This window comes from Bacteroides caecigallinarum (genome assembly GCF_016901995.1).
Lineage (GTDB): Bacteria > Bacteroidota > Bacteroidia > Bacteroidales > Bacteroidaceae > Phocaeicola > Phocaeicola cellulolyticus.
This window is the reverse complement of sequence record NZ_JACJLE010000014.1, coordinates 53,300-72,843: the sequence shown is the minus strand read 5'-3', so window position 1 is coordinate 72,843 and position 19,544 is coordinate 53,300. Positions and strand designations below refer to the sequence as shown.

General features: G+C 38.9%; 13 protein-coding genes. 11 read left to right on the top strand and 2 right to left on the bottom strand.

What is annotated here, in order from left to right; translation table 11 throughout:
* Positions 1-334: 334 nt before the first annotated feature.
* The 8 genes from H6A61_RS05380 (at position 335) to H6A61_RS05345 (ending at position 10,534) form a co-directional block, all read left to right on the top strand.
* Positions 335-1,144 carry a DUF4493 domain-containing protein gene (locus H6A61_RS05380; protein ID WP_204391755.1) on the top strand — a complete coding sequence of 270 codons (810 nt, stop codon included), beginning with the start codon at positions 335-337 and terminating at the stop codon, positions 1,142-1,144.
* 16 nt (positions 1,145-1,160) lie between these two features.
* Positions 1,161-2,525, top strand: coding sequence for a DUF4493 domain-containing protein (locus H6A61_RS05375; RefSeq protein WP_204391754.1), 1,365 nt, complete (start codon positions 1,161-1,163; stop codon positions 2,523-2,525).
* 41 nt (positions 2,526-2,566) lie between these two features.
* Positions 2,567-4,252, top strand: coding sequence for a DUF4493 domain-containing protein (locus H6A61_RS05370; protein WP_204391753.1), 1,686 nt, complete (start codon positions 2,567-2,569; stop codon positions 4,250-4,252).
* Positions 4,253-4,259: 7 nt separating this feature from the next.
* The gene (locus H6A61_RS05365; RefSeq protein ID WP_204391752.1) at positions 4,260-4,988 is read left to right on the top strand and encodes a hypothetical protein; all 729 of its coding nucleotides are present in this window, start codon (positions 4,260-4,262) and stop codon (positions 4,986-4,988) included.
* An 11-nt stretch (positions 4,989-4,999) separates the two neighbouring features.
* Positions 5,000-6,619 carry a PCMD domain-containing protein gene (locus H6A61_RS05360; RefSeq protein WP_204391750.1) on the top strand — a complete coding sequence of 540 codons (1,620 nt, stop codon included), beginning with the start codon at positions 5,000-5,002 and terminating at the stop codon, positions 6,617-6,619.
* 16 nt (positions 6,620-6,635) lie between these two features.
* Positions 6,636-8,807 (top strand): DUF4493 domain-containing protein, encoded by a 2,172-nt coding sequence (locus H6A61_RS05355; protein ID WP_204391747.1) that lies wholly within the window; start codon positions 6,636-6,638, stop codon positions 8,805-8,807.
* A gap of 12 nt (positions 8,808-8,819) precedes the next feature.
* The gene (locus H6A61_RS05350; protein ID WP_204391745.1) at positions 8,820-9,515 is read left to right on the top strand and encodes a DUF4493 domain-containing protein; all 696 of its coding nucleotides are present in this window, start codon (positions 8,820-8,822) and stop codon (positions 9,513-9,515) included.
* Positions 9,516-10,339: 824 nt separating this feature from the next.
* The gene (locus H6A61_RS05345) at positions 10,340-10,534 is read left to right on the top strand and encodes a hypothetical protein (RefSeq protein WP_204391743.1); all 195 of its coding nucleotides are present in this window, start codon (positions 10,340-10,342) and stop codon (positions 10,532-10,534) included.
* A gap of 121 nt (positions 10,535-10,655) precedes the next feature.
* Here the strand turns inward: H6A61_RS05345 and H6A61_RS05340 are convergent, their stop codons facing one another.
* Positions 10,656-11,990: an NADP-specific glutamate dehydrogenase gene (locus H6A61_RS05340; protein WP_154044376.1), complete on the bottom strand. Its 1,335-nt coding sequence runs from the start codon at positions 11,988-11,990 to the stop codon at positions 10,656-10,658.
* Between the two features lie 223 nt (positions 11,991-12,213).
* Here H6A61_RS05340 and H6A61_RS16280 point away from each other — a divergent pair, with 223 nt between their 5' ends.
* The gene (locus H6A61_RS16280) at positions 12,214-12,366 is read left to right on the top strand and encodes a hypothetical protein (RefSeq protein ID WP_204391741.1); all 153 of its coding nucleotides are present in this window, start codon (positions 12,214-12,216) and stop codon (positions 12,364-12,366) included.
* A 78-nt stretch (positions 12,367-12,444) separates the two neighbouring features.
* Here H6A61_RS16280 and H6A61_RS05330 read toward each other — a convergent pair whose 3' ends face one another.
* Entirely contained in the window at positions 12,445-14,730 is a 2,286-nt protein-coding gene (locus H6A61_RS05330) for an NADP-dependent malic enzyme (protein ID WP_154044378.1), read from the bottom strand.
* A 312-nt stretch (positions 14,731-15,042) separates the two neighbouring features.
* Between H6A61_RS05330 and H6A61_RS05325 the strand changes: the two genes are divergently transcribed.
* Positions 15,043-16,254 (top strand): efflux RND transporter periplasmic adaptor subunit, encoded by a 1,212-nt coding sequence (locus tag H6A61_RS05325; protein ID WP_154044379.1) that lies wholly within the window; start codon positions 15,043-15,045, stop codon positions 16,252-16,254.
* Positions 16,255-16,320: 66 nt separating this feature from the next.
* Positions 16,321-19,542, top strand: a complete 3,222-nt coding sequence (locus tag H6A61_RS05320) for an efflux RND transporter permease subunit (protein WP_204391739.1) — start codon at positions 16,321-16,323, stop codon at positions 19,540-19,542.
* Positions 19,543-19,544 lie beyond the last annotated feature (2 nt).

Genomic DNA, 19,544 nt, shown 5'->3' with positions numbered 1-19,544 from the left:
CTTCTGCCATAACTGATACATTTAGGGTTACACTATACAAAGGTAACTTCAGCTTGACTATTTACATTCTCTTTGGCGTGATTTTTTTATCTCATGGGAATTTCATTTTTATGTTTAATGTTGTTTTGGTAATTATCAATACAAATGTAGGTTAATTTGAAGTATTGACCAATAATCATATTAATAAAAGTCTATAAAATATTAAGATTATACTGTTTATATATGTGTTAAATATACAACATATTAAAAATGGAACAAAAATATCAAAAATTGACCTTGCAAAACATGTTGAAAGATAGTTACTTTGCATCGTGAAAATTTAAAATTTAATTAAATGAAGATTATTAACTATTTAAAAGTATTTTGTTTATTATTGCTGATTGCAGGATTTTGCAGTTGTTCTAATGGAGCAAATGAAAGCGTATCAGGACAAGGTGCTGTAATGATTGATTTATTGGCTAATTTGTCCTATAGTCGTTCAATAGACGAGTCTGTCTATCGTGACGTAAATAATTATAAAGTATCTTTGTATAAAGGCGAAGAGCCTGTTTATACAGATAAACTTTATAGTGAGTTGGAAGTGGAACAGAAGGTTGATTTTGGTGTTCCTTACACAGTTACAGCATATTACGGTGAGGACGTTGCGGCAGGTTATGATAAGTTGTATGTAAAGGGTAGTGAGACATTTACTGTATCTCAAGGAGATAAGAAAACTGTTTCTATTGTTTGTAAACCTGCAAATGCCAGAATTATATTGGTATATAAAGGAAATGATGATACTGATACATTTGAGGATTATTTCCAAGACTGTACCGTTACTGTCAAGACCGATTATATGAATGAGGTTTGGACTATGAACAAATCGAATGAGAATCAGCAACTTTACTTGAAAACAGGTGATGAAGGTGTAAAGGCTGTATTGTCATTTTCTTTGATAGATAAAAATGGCGAGCCAGTGTCTGTTGATGATTTTAATACTTCTAAGACTATAGATTTAAAGCCTTGTTATTCTTATACATTGACTATTAAACCGAATGCAACAGATATTGAAGGCGGTAAATTAGGGTTGGAAATAACTGTTGACGATGGCGTTACTGAAGAAGACGTTACAGTTGATATTCCGGGTGATTACATTCCAAGTTAAAATAAAAATGAATAAGATGAAAAAGTATAAGAGTTTAATATGGCTTTTAGGTCTCATTGCAGGTTTGTCATCTTGCGAAATGCGAGATGAACTTTTAAGAAAAGGTGGAGATGGAGAAAATATTGGTACATTGGAGCTTGATCTGGCATCTATTTATAACGGGGTGGCAATAAGCCGTGCTGGAGAAACAGTAGACGGCGGAACTACTACAGGAAACTTTAATGAAGAAGATGTGAATGTAGACAACTATACATTGGTTGTTACAAAAATAGAAACTCAGGAAGAAGTAACAAAAGGCAAGGTTAGCGAATTGAAAAATGAAAGTGGTAAGGTAGTTATTTCTTTAAGTGAAGGAAGTTATTCTGTAATAGCTTACAATTATGAAGGTGAAAATGTAACGGTGTCAAATCGCCCTTATTTCAAAGGAGAACAGACTTTCTCTGTAAAGAAAGGTATTGCCACAAGTGTTGATTTGCCGTGTAAACTGGCATGTATTGAAGTGTCTGTAGGTCTGACTACTTCATTCGAAGAGGCTTTTGAAGACGATTATACAGTTGTTGTAGATAATGGAGATGGAGCTAGCCAGATTTTCGATAAAACTTCTATCGGTACGAAATATTATTTTCAGGTTCCTGAACATCAGAACAGTCTGAATGCTTCTATCAAGGCAACTTCTGTAGAAGGTAATTTTATTGAACTGAAAGCGACTGTTCAGAAGCCTGCGGATGCAGAAGGTGGTCAGTCTGATTTAGCAGGAGGAGATTCTTTTGAAATTATGCTGACTGAGGAAGGCTCTACAGAATCTTCTATTTCTATCGGTATTACTGTCGATTTGACATTTACAGAAGTGGGCGAGACTATCGAAATACCGGTAAGTAATATAATTTATGACGGTCCGGAAAATCCGGGTGAAGGTGGTGGAGAGCCAGAAGAACCAACTACTGGTACTTTGTCTGTTACTGGTATTCCCGAAACTTACGATTTAAGTTTAGCTGAGCTTATGGCATCAGAAGAAATGCCGACTATAAAGGTAGATATGGCTTCAGAAAACGGAATAAAGTCATTGGTGGTTTCAATTGAAAGTGATAATGAGGTATTCCCTGTGTTACTTGCTGGTATGGACTTGGGTAAACCTTTTGATTTGTGTAATCTGGAAGATAGACCTCAAGCAAAGGAAGAGTTGATTGGTTTGCCACTTATTACAGAAGAAACTTACAATCAGCTTCATAGCGGAAATATGACCAACTACACTTTTGATGTAACATCTTTGGTTGCTTTACTGCCAGGACAAGGATTAATGGGAACACATAAGTTTACATTGACTATTTCTGATGGCAATGAGACTAAGGAGGGCACTTTAACTGTGAATGTAACAGAATAATAATCCTGCTTTATAAAGATAATAATAAAACATAGATATAAATGAAAACAAATATATTAGTTACTAGTTTATTTCTTTTGGCAGGACTATTTACTTCCTGCCAGTCAGAGATAGATGAAGCTAAAGGATATGGCTATCTTCAGCTGTCTTCTGTTGATGTCAATAAGAGTGTAACCACTCGTACTGATATAGCCGAATCGGAAGCAATAGCTGTAGATATATTGGATGAATCGAATGCTGTTGTACAGCATGCCGATGACTGGAGAAATCTGAATGATGTATTACTGCGTGTAGCAACTTATACCGTAAAGGCATATTCAGCCGACAAGGATATGGAAACTCAAGGGTTTGATGTATTGCCTTATTATGAGGGACAAAGCAGTGTACTGATTGAAGCCAACAAAGCAAAAAGTGTGAAAGTGACTTGTAAATTGGCTCAGACAATGGTCTCTGTAAATAGTTCGGAAACTTTTAAATCGACTTTTACCGGTTATACCTGTTATATAGAAGGTGCTGATGCGTTGAGTATTCCGTTTGTAGAAGGAGAAGAACGTGCAGCTTATCTAAAGGCTGGTCAGGCGTTAACTTTAAAAGTTGATTTTGGCAACGGAAAGTCTTTCTCTCAGCAAATAGCATCGCAAGCGGAAGCTGCTTACCACTATAAAGTAAACTTGGATATTACGGAAGGTAATGCAGGTTTTGATATTTCGGTAGACCAAACTATTCATCAGTATGATGTGACTGTAAAGGTTCCTACCAAGCAGGAAAGCGCTGATTTAGTGACTGATGATATTAAAATTGATGCTTCTAAAGTTTGGGGACAGTTTGTTTATCTGTCCGGTACTTGTAATTTGGAAGAAGTTACTTCTCCAGTACAGTTCCGTTACAAGAAGAAAGATGATGCTGAATGGATTACAATAGATGCTGTTCAGGAAGAAGGAACCAAAAACTATTCTGCAAAGGTTGCTCCGCTGGATTTTGGTACTGAATACGAATATTATATTTTGTGTGGAGATAAGACTGGCGAAACTTGTACGTTTACCACAGAAACGTATGAAGAAATTCCAAACCTGAACTTTGATACGTGGACGAAGGTTGAGAAAGGCCTATTTACAAAACGTGATTGTTGGTTCCCGAATGGTGATCAGGCTAATAGTTATTGGGCTACAGGTAATGATGGAGTCGTTACTATAAAAAACTCAAATTCAATACCTGTACAAGATGGTCGTAGTGGATATTCGGTTCAACTTTCTACAATAAGTATTACAATGGTTGGATATGCTGCTGGAAATATATTTATCGGTGAGTATAATACGAATATGAGTAATCCTGCAAGTAGCGTTACATTTGGTCGGTCTTACTCAGGTGCCCGTCCTGTAAAACTTTCCGGTTGGTATAAGTATGCTCCAGGTGCGAATATGAGAGATGGTGGTACTATTCCTGCAGATCGTACGCTCACTTCGGATGAGTGTGAGATTTATATAAAACTTTGGTCAGGAGAAACACTAATTGGTGAAGGTAGTTTTGTTGATAATAAGAATGTTTCAGAATATACAAGGTTTGAATGTCCTGTTGAATATATTGATCCGACAAAACGCCCGACTAAAATAACTATTGTTGCTACGTCAAGCCGTTATGGTGGTGAATTTCAAGGAACGAGTGTTGTTGGGCAGTTGGCGGAAGGTAGTACCCTTTGGGTAGATGATTTTGAATTGTCATACTATTAATATTAGCATGAAGAAATATTTCATTTTATTATTAATCTTTTCGTGCGTAACTTCGGTTTACGCACGAAAAGGTTATGATCGTAATATAAAGACTTCTCTGTTTGTTCCTAAAGGTTCGTGGATGGGAGGAGTTACATTTTCTTATACCGAGCTGGCTGGAGATAATTACAAATTTCTTATATTAGATGATATAAACAGTGAAGGATATACTTTTAAGGTGAGTCCGTATGCCGGATATTTTTTTCGGGACAATATGGCAGCCGGTGTTCGTTTGAATTATAACCGTACATATGCGGATATAGGTAATGTCAATCTGGATTTGGGAGATGACCTGACATTTGATATCAGTGATTATAAATATCTTGAGCATGAATATACTGCAGCCGGATTTTTACGTACATATATGGGCTTGGGAAACAGTAAGATTTTTGGCTTTTTCAATGAACTTCGCCTTACATATGGATATGGACAAGGAAAGACCTTATCTGGTGCAGATCAGACGCTTTCAGGTACTTATCAGACTTCTCATCGTTTGCAAATTGGTGCAGCACCCGGACTAACGGCTTTTGTTATGAACAACATGGCTGTAGAAGTTTCTATTAACGTGGTCGGACTGGATTTTAAGTGGGTTGAACAGGTTACCAATCAGGTGGAATATGGGTCATACCGCCAAAGTTCAGCTGATTTTAAAATTAATATATTTTCTATCAATATCGGTATTTGTACTTATTTTTAAATTGACAAATTATGATGATGAAAGTTTTGAAGCTTAGTCTTGTATCACTCTTGTTACTGAACATGTCTTCGTGTATAGAGAATGACATTCCTTATCCTTATATAGAGGGAGTTATTCAGGAAATTCAGGTAGACGGAATGCAGGGAGAAGCTGTGTTCAATAATCAGGCTCGTACTATTGAACTTACTATAGGAGAGGATGCTTTTATTGATAGTTTGCCGATTACTAAACTGGTTGCCAATTCGGAAGCTATGATTTATCCAGATACGTCTGCTTGTATTAAACCAAATGGTTTTCCTTCTTTCAGCTTTATATCTCTGAATGAGCTTCCTGCTAATGCTAATACTGCCATTAACTTTACAAATCCGGTAAGTGTCTTGCTGAAAACATATCAGGATTATTGGTGGAAGATAACTGTAAAACAGGAAATAGAACGGACTATTGAAGTAGAAAATCAGTCGGGTACTGCTCCTTTACTAGATTTGTATAATCATATCGCTATAATTTATGTAACTGAGGATGCTGACTATCGGAATATAAAAATTAAAAAGTTAAATTTGGAAGGCTCTAAAACTGTGCTGGAGCCTACTGCAGAAACGGTAACTGATTTTACCCGTCCGCGTGTGTTTAAAGCTTATCGTAACGGCAGATATATATGCGACTGGACTGTGGATGTGCAGAAATCGTCAGTTACAGCTTCTGTTGAAAAGGTAAATGCATGGGCTACCAAAGCTTATATTAGTGGTAGTTTCAGAGCGGGAACGAATGTCTCAGTGGAATATCGTGTGAAAGGTAATGAGGAATGGACAGAACTCGATGCTTCTGCCATTACCGAAACGGGAAATACTTCTTACTCGGCAGAACTTATGGGATTGCAGAGCGGTACTGACTATGAGGTACGCGCACTAGCAGGAGGCAGTGAAGGAGAGATATATTCTTTCCAGACGGAAACGATTGTTGCACTTCCCAATATGAACTTCGAAACTTGGACACAGAATGGAAAAACATGGTATCCGAATCCGGTTGCCGATAATTATGATGATCCACAAGCTTATTGGGCTACCGGAAATCAAGGTGTAACTAGTGTCGGTAATAGAGATTCGAATGTAGTTCCAGTAGAAGGTGCAGATGCCTATAAAGGGAATGCTGTAAAAATGTATACTATTGAACCTATGACTCTTGTTGGTGCAGCGGCTGGAAATATATTTATAGGAAAGTATAAGACAAATGTAGGAAATCCTGCATCTAGTCCTTCTTTTGGTCGCTCCTATTCGGGGGCTCGACCAACAAAATTGGCAGGATATTATAAGTATAAATCAATGCCAATTACCAATGGTGGAACTGTTCCGGGTAATCTGACAACAGATCAATGTCATATATATATGATTTTATGGAATTCAGCTGGTCAGGAAATTGCTTATGGTGAGTTTGTTGGGACTGAAACTGTTACTGAGTATACTAAATTTGAACTAGATTTGGAATATAGTGATAAACAGTCGAAGCCTGCTCAAATTGCTATTGTAGCAACTTCCAGTCGTTATGGTGGTGAATTTCAGGGGATGAAAGTTGTGGGGCAGGTAGGTAGTGGTAGTACTTTATGGGTAGATGAATTTGAATTAGGTTATGAATAAATCGATTATTGAATATATGAAGTGGATAAGTTACTTGTGTTTGCTGGTACTGTGTATGGTATTGACTGGATGTCAGTCTGATGAAGAAACGACTTTATCAGGCAAGACTGGTTTACTTGTTACATTGACTGACGAAGAAAATAAGGCTTATTCTCGTACAGCTCCTTCCGGCCTAGAAGATCCGGTAATGGAAAAGTTTCAGTTAAAAGTAGTATATAGCGGTACGGATAAGTCGGCATATAAAGGTAGCTGCAAGGAATCTGTCCTGCTGTTGGAAGGGCTCTATGACTTGACGGCTACTTATGGTGATAATCCGGTGATTGCCTTGGATGCTCCTTATTATACAGGAAGTTTGGCAGGACAGGAAGTGATAAAGGGACAGATGATACCAATCTCTATTCCTTGTTCAGTTGCCAATTCTTTGTTGTCAGTCATTTATAACAAAGAGAGTCTTAACAAAATGTACGAATCTTATTACGTAACTGTTTCCGCAGGAAGTGAATCTGTCGATTTGGATGCTGATTCAGGAAAGAGTGCTTATTTTCGTGCCGGTTCTTCTGTGAAGTTGGTTTTTCACGGACGTCTGTCAGGAACTGGTAAGGAAGTTGTACATGATATTCCAGAACAGGAACAGTTTGCAAATATTCCTGTAAAGACTCATGTGAAAGTTACGTTGGGATTGGATGAGTCCAGTGTTACATCTGGAGTAGGTATTTCTATTGAGAAATTGGAAACAGAAACAGTTTCCATTTCAGAAACAATCCCTGTGGAATATTTGCCAAAGCCGAAGTTGGAAACAGACGATTTCGTGAACAATACATTGTCGTTTGCCGAAACAGAGAAGAAACAGGCTGTTATTCGTCTGAAACTTTCGTCTGCCTTGCAGGAGTTGAAGCTAAAGTTTAATTCGGCAGATGCTAAGTTTGCCGGACTGGAACAAGGGCGAGAATATTTATTGTCGAATGCTGAAGATAAGTCGGTTATAGAAACGGCGTTGGGTATTACATTGCCGGAAATAGGAGCAACGGAGTGCTGTCTTGATTTTACTTCCTTGATTCCACAATTGATGACAGATAGAGGTGCTACTGTTGTATCGACAGTAGAAGTAGATGTTAAGGCCAATAATCGTTGGGCAAGCGAGGATGCTGCAGCTAATCGAGTATATACGCTTACTTGTAATAAACCGGAATTTTATCTTGTTACCAATCCGGGAAACTTCTGGTGCAAGGAGTTTAGTGTAGATAGTTGTGATATCAGAACGGGTGATGTAGAAACTCTTTCGAAGAGAATCCAATATCAATATCGTAAGAAAGGTGATGAGCAATGGATTGATTGTGACCGCTTGGTAAAGTTTGATGACTATCCTGCTGATAAGCAATATCAGGTGCGTGCCGTATATCGTGAAGGTATCGAAACTGAACCTATAGATGTGGAATTAGAAACTCCACAGCAGTTACCGAACTCAGATATGGAAGAATGGTATATTGAGGAAAAGAAAAAATCAGGAACATGGCCTTTTAAGGATAAAACATATTATACTTTCCATCCTTATACAGAAGGTAATGCCAGCTCGTCTTGGTGGGCTACAAATAATGATAAAGCACAAGGTGGAACATATGCTTTGGGTATTTGGTATGAAGGTTGTTTTGCATCTTGTGTTAGTTATACAGAAGATGCTCATGGAGGAGGAAAAGCTGCATTGATCTATCTTTCGGGATGTGGTGATGGCTATGCTAATACTGCAGGTACTTATGTTGGTGGTGCTATGGTTGGTAGTTTGTTTATTGGAACCTACAACTCTGGTATTGTGCAAGGTCATGATTTTAATTCTCGTCCAACTTCAATGTCTTTCTGGTATAAATATAAGCCTTATAATTCTGATGCTTTTAAGGTTGTTGTAGCTTTGAAGAACGGATATAGGGAAATAGCTACTGGAACGTATGAACCTGTTGCCTATTCGAATGAGGATAGCGAATATGTACATGCTACAGTTGACTTTAATTATACTGAACCTTTTGAGAAGGCTACTTCTATATGCGTACAGTTTTTGGCCTCGAATAAAACTTCACTTTCTAAGAGTGATTTTGCTTTAGGAACAACAATAACTTATCCTGTTATTGGTAACTGGACAGTACATATGGGAAGTATTTTGAAGATAGATGATGTTTCCATTGCATTTGATAAATAAAAAGATGAAGTCATGAAACTAAATATATTTTATATATTAAGTGGAATCTTTTTACTGATTGCTTGTCAGCAAAAAGAAGTTCTATATGGAGAAGGATTTTTGTCGGTTTCTGGTATAGAAATTCAGACACAAACAAATACAGAAGTTGCTTCGCGTTCAACTGATGATATAATCTGGACTGTTGAACTATGGAAAGGCAATGAGATGCTCCGCACACTTTCTGCAGAAGATATGCAGGATAAAATTGAGTTGGATGTAGCAGATGATTATATGTTGAAAGTATATAGTCCGAATTATGGATCAGAAAAAAATTGGACTAATGATGAAAAAGGCGTACCAGTTTATTATAAGGAAGTACCTTTTATTGTGAAGCAGGGTGAAACAACTGGATTAAAAGTTCAAGTTCCTATGATTACTTTTGCTGTAAGTTTAGATATTTCTGAAGTGCTTGGCGATTGGTTGCATGATTATAGCTTTACGGTTACTGCGGGTGAAAGGAAGGTTTCGCTGCTAAATGGAGAAACAGCTTATTTCCCTCATTCAGAGGGTATTTCTTTCAGCTATCAGTTGTCGATGACTAATTCGGATTCGGAAGTGAATGTTTTGAACGGTGAATGGGGAAAGATGGATGATGAAACTGTGAATATCAACACGATATATACGGTGATTTATAATTGGAGTACTCAATCTTTGTCTTTGAAAAAATAATTTTAATACGTAATATGTCCTTCCTTATTCCATGTATGGTTTTTACATGGGTGGGGAGGGATTATTGTTTCTACCCGTGTAGTTCTGTATTGATACTGTTTTATGTAGAGACTTGAGACTTTTACAAAAAATAGTGTTTGTATATCAATATATACATAAAATGCTTATTTTTGTAACGCAAGTTGAAGATTTTATTTTTACATTAATAGTAGAAATGGATATTTTGTATAGTAAAATACCTGATTTCTTCTGTTGATTAAATTTTAAATCTATTTAATATTATGGATTTAAGTTATTTTTGAATCTAAAATTATAAATGTATAGAAAAATTGTCTTTAATTGCTTGTTTATTGTATAACCTATTTTATCACAAGTCTCATTATTTCCTGCTCCAGCACATATAAAAGAAGGAAAAGATTTTTTCGTGGTTGGTAAGGATGTTGAAATATGTAGCAATGATAGTTATTCTAAAAAGATTATTTCAAATTTAAAGGAAACATTGAGCGATATTCCCACCAAATCTGTCTTGTCGGGTGTAATAATGAAAGAACAATTACAAATAACGGATTAAAGCTGACTCCTGATACTGTAAAACTTACAGCATCCAATGAATCCGGAATGTGCGTTATTTAGACTCCGCGTTGTCCTTTATATGCCGATTTTTTTAGTATAGAACTCATAATATTGGCCGTAGATGGAATAGATATAATCCGATAGAGGATATTTGTAATTTTTCTGAATACTTGGTAAATCTTTTTCATGGCTATGAAATTCAGTTCAGTTTATGGACAGAACGTGTAGCTTAAGTGAAGAGACTTGATTTTATGGCATTTCCAAGACTTATAGTTGTGGCTGAGGCCTATTGGACTTCGGTAGATGTAAAAGAAACTAGCCGTTTTAAGCAAAAATTACCATATTATCTTGAATTGCTTGATGATATGGATATTTATTATTTTAATCCATTTAATCCTGAGTTTACTCTAGAACCACATGGGCATCGGATAAGGATGATGCTTTGAATAACGTATAAATAAGCTTTGTGCTGGAAAATAAAATGAGACTGCCTCAACATTAATATGATGACGACAGTCTCATTATTATTATTATTTAAACTATACTGTTTTAGCGTAGAGTCGGGGATTAAACAATACCCTGAGCCATCATTGCTTTAGCAACCTTCATGAAGCCGGCTACGTTAGCACCTTTCACATAGTTGATATATCCGTCTGGCTCTGTACCGTACTGTACACAAGCTTCGTGGATGTTCTTCATGATGCTTCTCAGTTTTTCGTCAACTTCTTCTGCACTCCAGCTTAACTTGATAGAGTTCTGAGTCATTTCAAGACCTGATACAGATACACCACCTGCATTGGCTGCTTTACCCGGAGCGTAAAGAATCTTAGCTTCCTGGAATACGCGGATTGCTTCTGGAGTAGAAGGCATGTTTGCACCTTCTGATACAGCGAATACACCATTTGCGATAAGAGCTTTGGCATCATCACCGTTGATTTCGTTCTGAGTAGCTGATGGAAGAGCGATATCTGCTTTTTCATTCCATGGACGTGCACCTGCAACGTATTTACATCCGTATTTCTCTGCGTATTCGCGGATACGGCCACGATACAAATTCTTGAGTTCCATGATGTAGTCGAGTTTTTCGCGGTCGATACCGTCCGGATCGTAGATGTAACCGTCTGAATCGGACATTGTAACGACTTTAGCGCCCAACTGGATAAGTTTTTCAACTGTATATTGTGCTACGTTTCCTGAACCTGATACAAGGCATGTTTTGCCTGCAATGTCAATATTGCGTGTCTTCAACATTTCCTGTAAGAAGTAGATGTTTCCGTAACCGGTAGCTTCAGGACGGATGAGTGAACCGCCGAATTCGCGGCCTTTACCTGTAAGTACGCCAGTGAATTCGTGAGCCAATTTTTTGTACATACCGAACATGTAGCCTACTTCACGACCACCTACACCTATATCACCTGCAGGAACGTCTGTTTCAGGACCGATGTGACGCCATAATTCCAACATGAATGCCTGGCAGAAACGCATTACTTCGGCGTTTGACTTTCCACGTGGAGAGAAGTCTGAACCACCTTTACCACCACCCATAGGAAGTGTAGTAAGTGAGTTCTTGAATGTCTGCTCGAAAGCAAGGAACTTAAGGATTGACAGATTTACTGAAGAGTGGAAACGGATACCGCCTTTGTAAGGGCCGATAACGTTGTTGTGCTGAACACGATAACCCATGTTAGTCTGGATGTTGCCTTTATCGTCCATCCATGTTACGCGGAACTGATATACTCTGTCTGGAATACAAAGACGTTCGATGAGGTTTACTTTGTCGAATTCAGGGTGTTTGTTGTATTCTTCTTCGATTGTTCCCAAAACTTCTTCTACTGCCTGATGGTATTCAGGTTCATTAGGAAATCTTCTCTTAAGATCCTCCAAAACTTTAGCTGCATTCATAATCTTTACCTTAAAATTAATTGGTTGTTACTATTTGTTGTTTTTTATCTCTCTAGTAGATGATGCAAAAATATATCAAAGAATTGGTTTATGCAACATTTTGATTAAAAAAAATAAGAAAAATATCTTTTTTATACTTTTATTGCATAAAATGTGTTGAAATGCTTATTTCTTTCGGCTGTTGATTGACTTGCCTATCGGTATGAAAACCAAGGCTCCTGATATGATTATAGTTACAATTAGCGGTCCGTCTATCCGTGGTGATGATGTTATGACTACAAAACAGAGTGCTGCCCAGAACAGTGTGAGCAGGACGCATTGTGTATTCGTAAGTGGCTTTCGCATAGCAGGTTTCTTTAATAAAGTGAGTATATAATAAAACGAGTTGGCAAGGTCTTTTCTTTGGAACGGAAACCTTGTCAACTCGTCAAATTAATGCTTCGTCATATTATGATTAACATCCTTTTTTCTTTTTGTCAACTATGGCGTCAATACATGCTATAGCTGTGATGTTCACTATATCGCGTACTGAACTTTCGATGTCGGTAAAGTGGATAGGTTTGTTCAATCCCATCTGGATAGGGCCTATGACTTCTGTTTCACTCATGTTCTGTATGAGCTGGTAAGTTGAGTTCGCTGAGCTTAGGTTAGGGAATACCAGTGTATTGACCTGCTTGCCTAGCAGTTTTGTGAACGGATATTTTTCATCGCGCAATTCGTCATTAAGAGCGAATTTTACTTGCATTTCACCATCGATTGCCAATTCAGGATAGTTCTTGTGCATGTAGGCTACAGCTTCGTGTACTTTTGCCGGACTTCCTTCCTGATCGGAACCGAAGTTGGAGTATGAAAGCATTGCCATAACTGGTTCATGGTTGAAGAAACGTACTGACTTGGCAGACAGACGTGCTATATCTATCAGTGTATCTGTGTCCGGATGACGGTTTATAAGTGTATCAGCAATGAAGTATGTACCCTTCTTTGAGTTGAGGATGTGCATAGTTCCGAAGTGTTTGTATCCTTCCTGTATGCCGATTACTTCCTTGGCAACCTTGATAGTGTTGCTGTATTTGGTGTAAAGACCTGTGATGAATGCGTCTGCTTCGCCTGTCTCGACCATCATCATACCGAAATAGTTGCGTTCGAACATCTTATCGTTTGCTTCTGCAAAGTTGGCTCCTTCGCGTGCGCGTTTTTCGCAAAGTATGCGTGCGTATCTTTCTCTTCTTTCAGCTTCGCTGTCGTGGCGGAGGTTGATGATTTCTATACCTTCAAGGCTGAGGTCAAGCTCTTTGGCAAGTTTCTGTATTCTTTCTGTGTTTCCTAAAAGGATAGGGTTACAGATGCCTTCTGATTTGGCTTCCACTGCGGCTCTAAGCATGTTAGGGTGGATACCTTCGGCAAATACAACTCTCTGAGGACAGCTGCGGGCTGTTTCATAAAGCTTGCGTGTAAGTTTGTTTTCCTGACCCATGAGCTCAAGAAGATGGTTCTTGTATTCATTCCAGTCAGTTATCTCTTTACGTGCGACACCTGAATCCATTGCAGCTTTGGCTACTGCCATTGATACTTCTGTGATGAGTCGTGGATCGACTGGTTTCGGGATGAAATAGTCTGGTCCGAAAGAAAGGTTGTTTACGTGATATGCTTCGTTTACAACGTCTGGAACTGGTTTCTTCGCCAGATCAGCTATGGCATGTACGGCAGCCAGTTTCATTTCTTCGTTTATGGCTTTGGCACGTGTATCCAATGCTCCACGGAAGATGTAAGGGAAACCGATTACATTATTGATCTGGTTAGGATAGTCCGAACGTCCTGTTGACATCAAAACGTCAGGGCGGGCGCTCATGGCGTCTTCATATGAAATTTCAGGAGTAGGGTTGGCAAGTGCGAATACTATAGGGCTTGGTGCCATGCTTCGTACCATGTCTTGTGTGAGGACGTTTCCTTTTGAAAGACCGAGGAATACGTCTGCTCCCTTGATGGCTTCTTCCAAAGTGTGTACATCACGACGGTCTGTAGCAAAGAATTTTTTGCTTTCTGTCAGGTTAGGACGGTCGCTTGTGATTACTCCTTTACTGTCGAGCATAAGGATATTTTCCTTGCGTGCTCCAAGTGCTATATATAGTTTTGTACATGATGTAGCTGATGCGCCTGCACCGTTAACTACAATCTTGACGTCTTCGATTTTCTTTCCGGCAACTTCGAGGGCATTCAGAAGTCCTGCACTTGAGATGATGGCTGTTCCGTGCTGATCGTCGTGCATTACCGGAATGTCAAGCTCTGCCTTAAGTCTGTTTTCGATTTCAAAACATTCAGGAGCTTTGATGTCTTCAAGGTTGATACCTCCGAAAGTTGGTGCTATTGCTTTAACGGCCTCGATGAATTTTTCAGGATCCTTTTCGTTTACTTCAATGTCGAATACATCGATTCCTGCATATATCTTGAACAGAAGTCCTTTACCTTCCATAACTGGCTTTCCGCTCATGGCACCTATATCGCCTAATCCCAATACGGCTGTTCCGTTTGAAATAACTGCTACCAGGTTACCTTTGGCTGTATAGTCGTATGCTGTTTCCTGATTCTTCTGGATTTCCAGACATGGTTCTGCTACTCCAGGTGAGTATGCCAATGAGAGGTCGCGTTGTGTCTGGTATGGTTTGGTGGGAATAACCTCTATTTTTCCCGGTTTGCCCTGTGAGTGATAAAGCAGGGCGGCTTCTTTTGTTATCTTTACCATAAGTTATTACATTTTGTTGTTATTTGTTTATTAAGATGCACAAATGTATGAATAAAAATCTAATATAAGCTTCATTTGTAATTAAAATCTCTAAATTGTTTTTTCTTTTTCTGAAATTGTTTCTTCATAAACTCTTCTTTTTTTTGTCTAATAATCATATTCACTAGTACAATTTTAATATCGTCAGATTTATTGGTTATTCTTAGTTAATTGTTAATTTTAGATGGCCCGAATTTTATATCTTTGCACGTGTGTTTTTATGAAAATAGTTGGCGAACTAAGGTATTTGAAAAAAATATATAATAATTTTATATGAAAATGAGCGTGAAAAGTAAATTGAATTTTAGCAATGGCCGTATTGCCATAGCTATGTTGGGTGTTTCTGTTCTTACTGCTTGTGGCGGTGGCCAGGGTGGTATGAAGATGGGTGACAATGAATTTGCTGTTATGACAACGGCTTATACTTCAAGTCATCAGACAAAAACTTATCCTGCCACAATAAAGGGTCTTCAGGATATTGAAATCCGTCCACAGGTTTCAGGTTTTATCGTAAAACTGTGTGTTGACGAGGGTGCTACAGTCAAACGTGGACAGGCATTATTCCAAATAGATCCTACACAGTATAAGGCTGCATACGATCAGGCCAAGGCCGGTGTGGAAGCTGCTAAGGCTAGCCTTGAAACTGTGACTTCAACTCTTGAAAACAAGAAAATGCTTCACGAACAAAAAATCATCAGTGATTTTGAGTATCAGACAGCTATGAATAATCTGCTTTCAGCAAAAGCCAACTATTCACAGGCTGAAGCTGCATATACTGCAGCAAAACAGAATTTGGGCTTCTGTACCGTTACAAGTCCGTCTGATGGTGTTATCGGAACTTTCCCATACAGGGTTGGTAGTCTGGTAAGCCCTTCAGTACAAGAGCCTTTGACTACTGTTTCACAAATAGGTGACATGTACGTGTATTTCTCAATGACAGAGAAGCAATTGCTGGAAATGACAAAATCTGAACAATCACTGAAGGATCAGCTTGCTGCTATGCCTGAAGTAAAACTTCAATTGGCTGATGGCTCAATTTATGAAGCTGCAGGAAAGATTGATGCTGTAAGTGGTGTTATTGACCAGACTACAGGTTCTGTAAGTATGCGTGCAATATTCCCTAACAGTAGAAATATTTTGCGAAGCGGTGGAACTGCAAATATCATATTCCCTTATGAAATGCAGGATATTATTTTGATACCACAGTATGCAACACAGGAAATACAGGATAAGAAATTTGTTTATGTATTGCAGCCGGACAGCACTTTGAAACATACTGAAATTCAGATTTCAAATCTTAGCGATGGAAAGAATTATATCGTGACTGGTGGTTTGAAGGCTGGTGACCAGATTGTGGTTGAAGGTGTTCAGATCTTGACTGACGGACAGAAGATCGTACCTATTACAACTGCTGAAAAGGAAGCAAAGTATCAGAAACATTTGCAGGACCAGCGTGACGGTAATATACAGACTGCCTTCAATTAATTGCATATCTTGGTCAGAAACAGATATATCAATCTTATTTAATGAGATTTTAAAAAGAATAAAAGAATGAAACTAGATAAATTTATTAATCGTCCGGTACTGTCAACGGTGATTTCTATCTTGATGGTTATCTTGGGTGTTATAGGTCTGGCAACTTTGCCTATTACTCAGTATCCGGATATCGCACCACCTACAGTGTCCGTAAGGGCCACTTATACAGGTGCCAGTGCTTCTGCCGTATTGAATTCTGTCATCGCTCCTTTGGAGGAACAGATAAACGGTGTTGAAAACATGATGTATATTCAATCAAATGCCACTAATACCGGTTCTGCTGATATCAGTGTTTACTTCAAACAGGGAACTGACCCTGATATGGCGGCTGTCAACGTACAGAACCGTGTGTCAATGGCTCAAGGTTTGCTGCCTGCTGAAGTTACACAGATTGGTGTTACAACACAGAAGCGCCAGAACTCAATGTTGATGGTTTTCTCTCTTTACGATGAGACTGACGAATATAATGTAGAGTTTATTGAAAACTATGCCAACATTAACATCGTGCCTGAAATCAAGCGTGTAAACGGTGTGGGTGATGCCAATGTGTTGGGTATGGACTACTCTATGCGTATTTGGTTGAAGCCTGATATCATGGCGCAATATAAACTTGTTCCTTCTGATATCTCTGCAGTTCTTGCTGAACAGAACATCGAAGCTGCACCGGGACAGTTCGGTGAACGCGGAAACCAGACATTCCAATATACTATTAAGTATAAAGGACGTCTGCAGAAAGCAGAGGAATTTGAGAACATCGTAGTAAAGGCATTGCCTGATGGTGAAATATTACGTTTAGGTGATATAGCAGAGATAGAGCTTGGACGTCTGGCTTATACATTTAATAATAGGGTTAACGGACATAAGGCTGTATCTGTTATCGTTTACCAGATGGCCGGAACAAACGCTACACAGACTATTTCTGACTTGGAAGAGGTTCTTGCCAAGGCACAGGAATCACTCCCTACAGGATTGAAAATCAATATTGCCCAGAATGCCAACGACTTCCTTTACGCTTCAATACATGAGGTAATCAAGACTTTGATTGAGGCATTCGTGCTTGTGTTTATCGTGGTTTATGTGTTCTTGCAGGATATGCGTTCAACACTTATTCCGGCGATTGCAATTCCGGTTGCTTTGATTGCAACATTCTTCGTTTTGAAACTTATCGGATTTAGTGTCAATTTGCTTACTCTTTCTGCCATGGTGTTGGCTATTGCCATAGTGGTGGATGATGCCATAGTGGTGGTTGAAGGTGTACACGCTAAACTTGACCAGGGATATAAGTCGGCAAGAGAGGCTTCTATTGATGCCATGAGTGAACTTGGTGGAGCTATCGTATCTATTACACTTGTCATGATGTCAGTGTTCATTCCTGTTAGTTTCATGGGTGGTACTGCCGGTACTTTCTATCGTCAGTTTGGTTTGACAATGGCTATTTCAATCGGTTTCTCAGCACTGAATGCGTTGACTCTGTCACCGGCGTTGTGTGCTTTATTCTTGAAACCTCATAAGGCTGAACATGGCGAGAAGAAAATGTCTATGATAGACCGTTTCCATACATCCTTCAATGCTGCATACGATTCTTTGTTGAGCAGTTATAAGAAGCGTGTTGTATTCTTTATACATAAGAAATGGTTCTCTATGGGACTTGTAGCTGTTTCTATAGTATTATTGGTATTCTTCATGAACACTACTCCTACAGGAATGGTGCCTACAGAAGATACAGGTACTATTATGGGTGCAGTGACACTTCCTCCTGGTACATCACAGGAACGCGCGATGGAAATCATGGATAAGGTTGATAGCCTGATTGCTGCAGAACCTGCTGTAAGTTCAAGAACTATTGTTTCCGGTTTCGGATTTATCGGTGGACAGGGTCCTTCATACGGTTCTGTGATTATCAAACTTAAAGACTGGGAAGAACGTTCCTTGATGCAAAATTCAAGTGTAGTAGTAGGAACATTGTTCATGCGTGCACAAAAAATCATTAAGGATGCCCAGGTATTGTTCTTTACACCGCCTATGATTCCTGGATATTCGGCTTCAAGTGATATCGAGTTGAACATGCTTGATAGAACTGGTGGTGATCTGAACAAGTTCAATGATGTAGTACATAGCTATATGGACGCATTGAAGCAACGTCCGGAAATCAACTCTGCACAGACTACATTTAACCCAAGTTTCCCACAATACATGATGGATATTGATGCTGCTGCATGTAAGAAAGCAGGTATAAGTCCAAGGGATATTTTGCTTACCATGCAGGGATATTTCGGAGGTTTGTATGCATCAAACTTCAACAGTTTCGGTAAGATGTACCGTGTAATGATACAGGCATCTCCGGAAGCTACGAAGAATATGGAATCATTGAACCGTATAAAAATACGTAACGGAAACGAGATGGCTCCTATTACTCAGTTTGTATCTTTGAAGAAAATATACGGACCTGACGTCATCAGCCGTTTCAACCTTTATACTTCTATTAAGGTGATGGTTGCACCTGCATCAGGTTATACTTCAGGTCAGGCACTTCAGGCTATTGCCGAGGTTGCAAAAGAAAACCTTCCTACAGGTTTCGGTTACGAACTTGGAGGTATGGCCCGTGAGGAAGCCGAAACCAGTGGTGGTACAACAGCCATTATCTTCGTTCTGTGTTTCGTCTTTGTATATTTGCTGTTGAGTGCCCAATACGAAAGTTATATATTGCCGTTGGCCGTATTGCTTTCAGTTCCTGCCGGTTTGTTGGGAAGCTTCTTGTTCGTAAACGGTTTCAGTGCTTTGGGTAGCATACCTGCATTAAAGATGATAATTGGTACAATGTCAAACGATATCTATATGCAGATTGCTCTTATCATGCTTATGGGATTGTTGGCTAAGAATGCAATCCTTATCGTTGAGTTCGCCCTCGACCGCCGTAAGCAGGGTATGGGTATTGCATGGGCGGCTGTGCTTGGTGCTTCTGCCCGTCTGCGTCCTATCCTTATGACATCACTTGCAATGATTGTCGGACTTATCCCGTTGATGCTTGCAGTGGGTGTAGGTGCGCATGGTAACCGTACACTTGGTGCTTCAGCCATTGGTGGTATGTTGGTAGGTATGATATTCCAGATATTCATTGTTCCGGTATTGTTCGTAATATTCCAGTGGCTTCAGGAGAAATTCAAGCCTATCGAATGGGATAGCTTGGATGAAAGCGAAGTGGAAGCTGAAATTGAACAATATTCTCATACTAAATAATT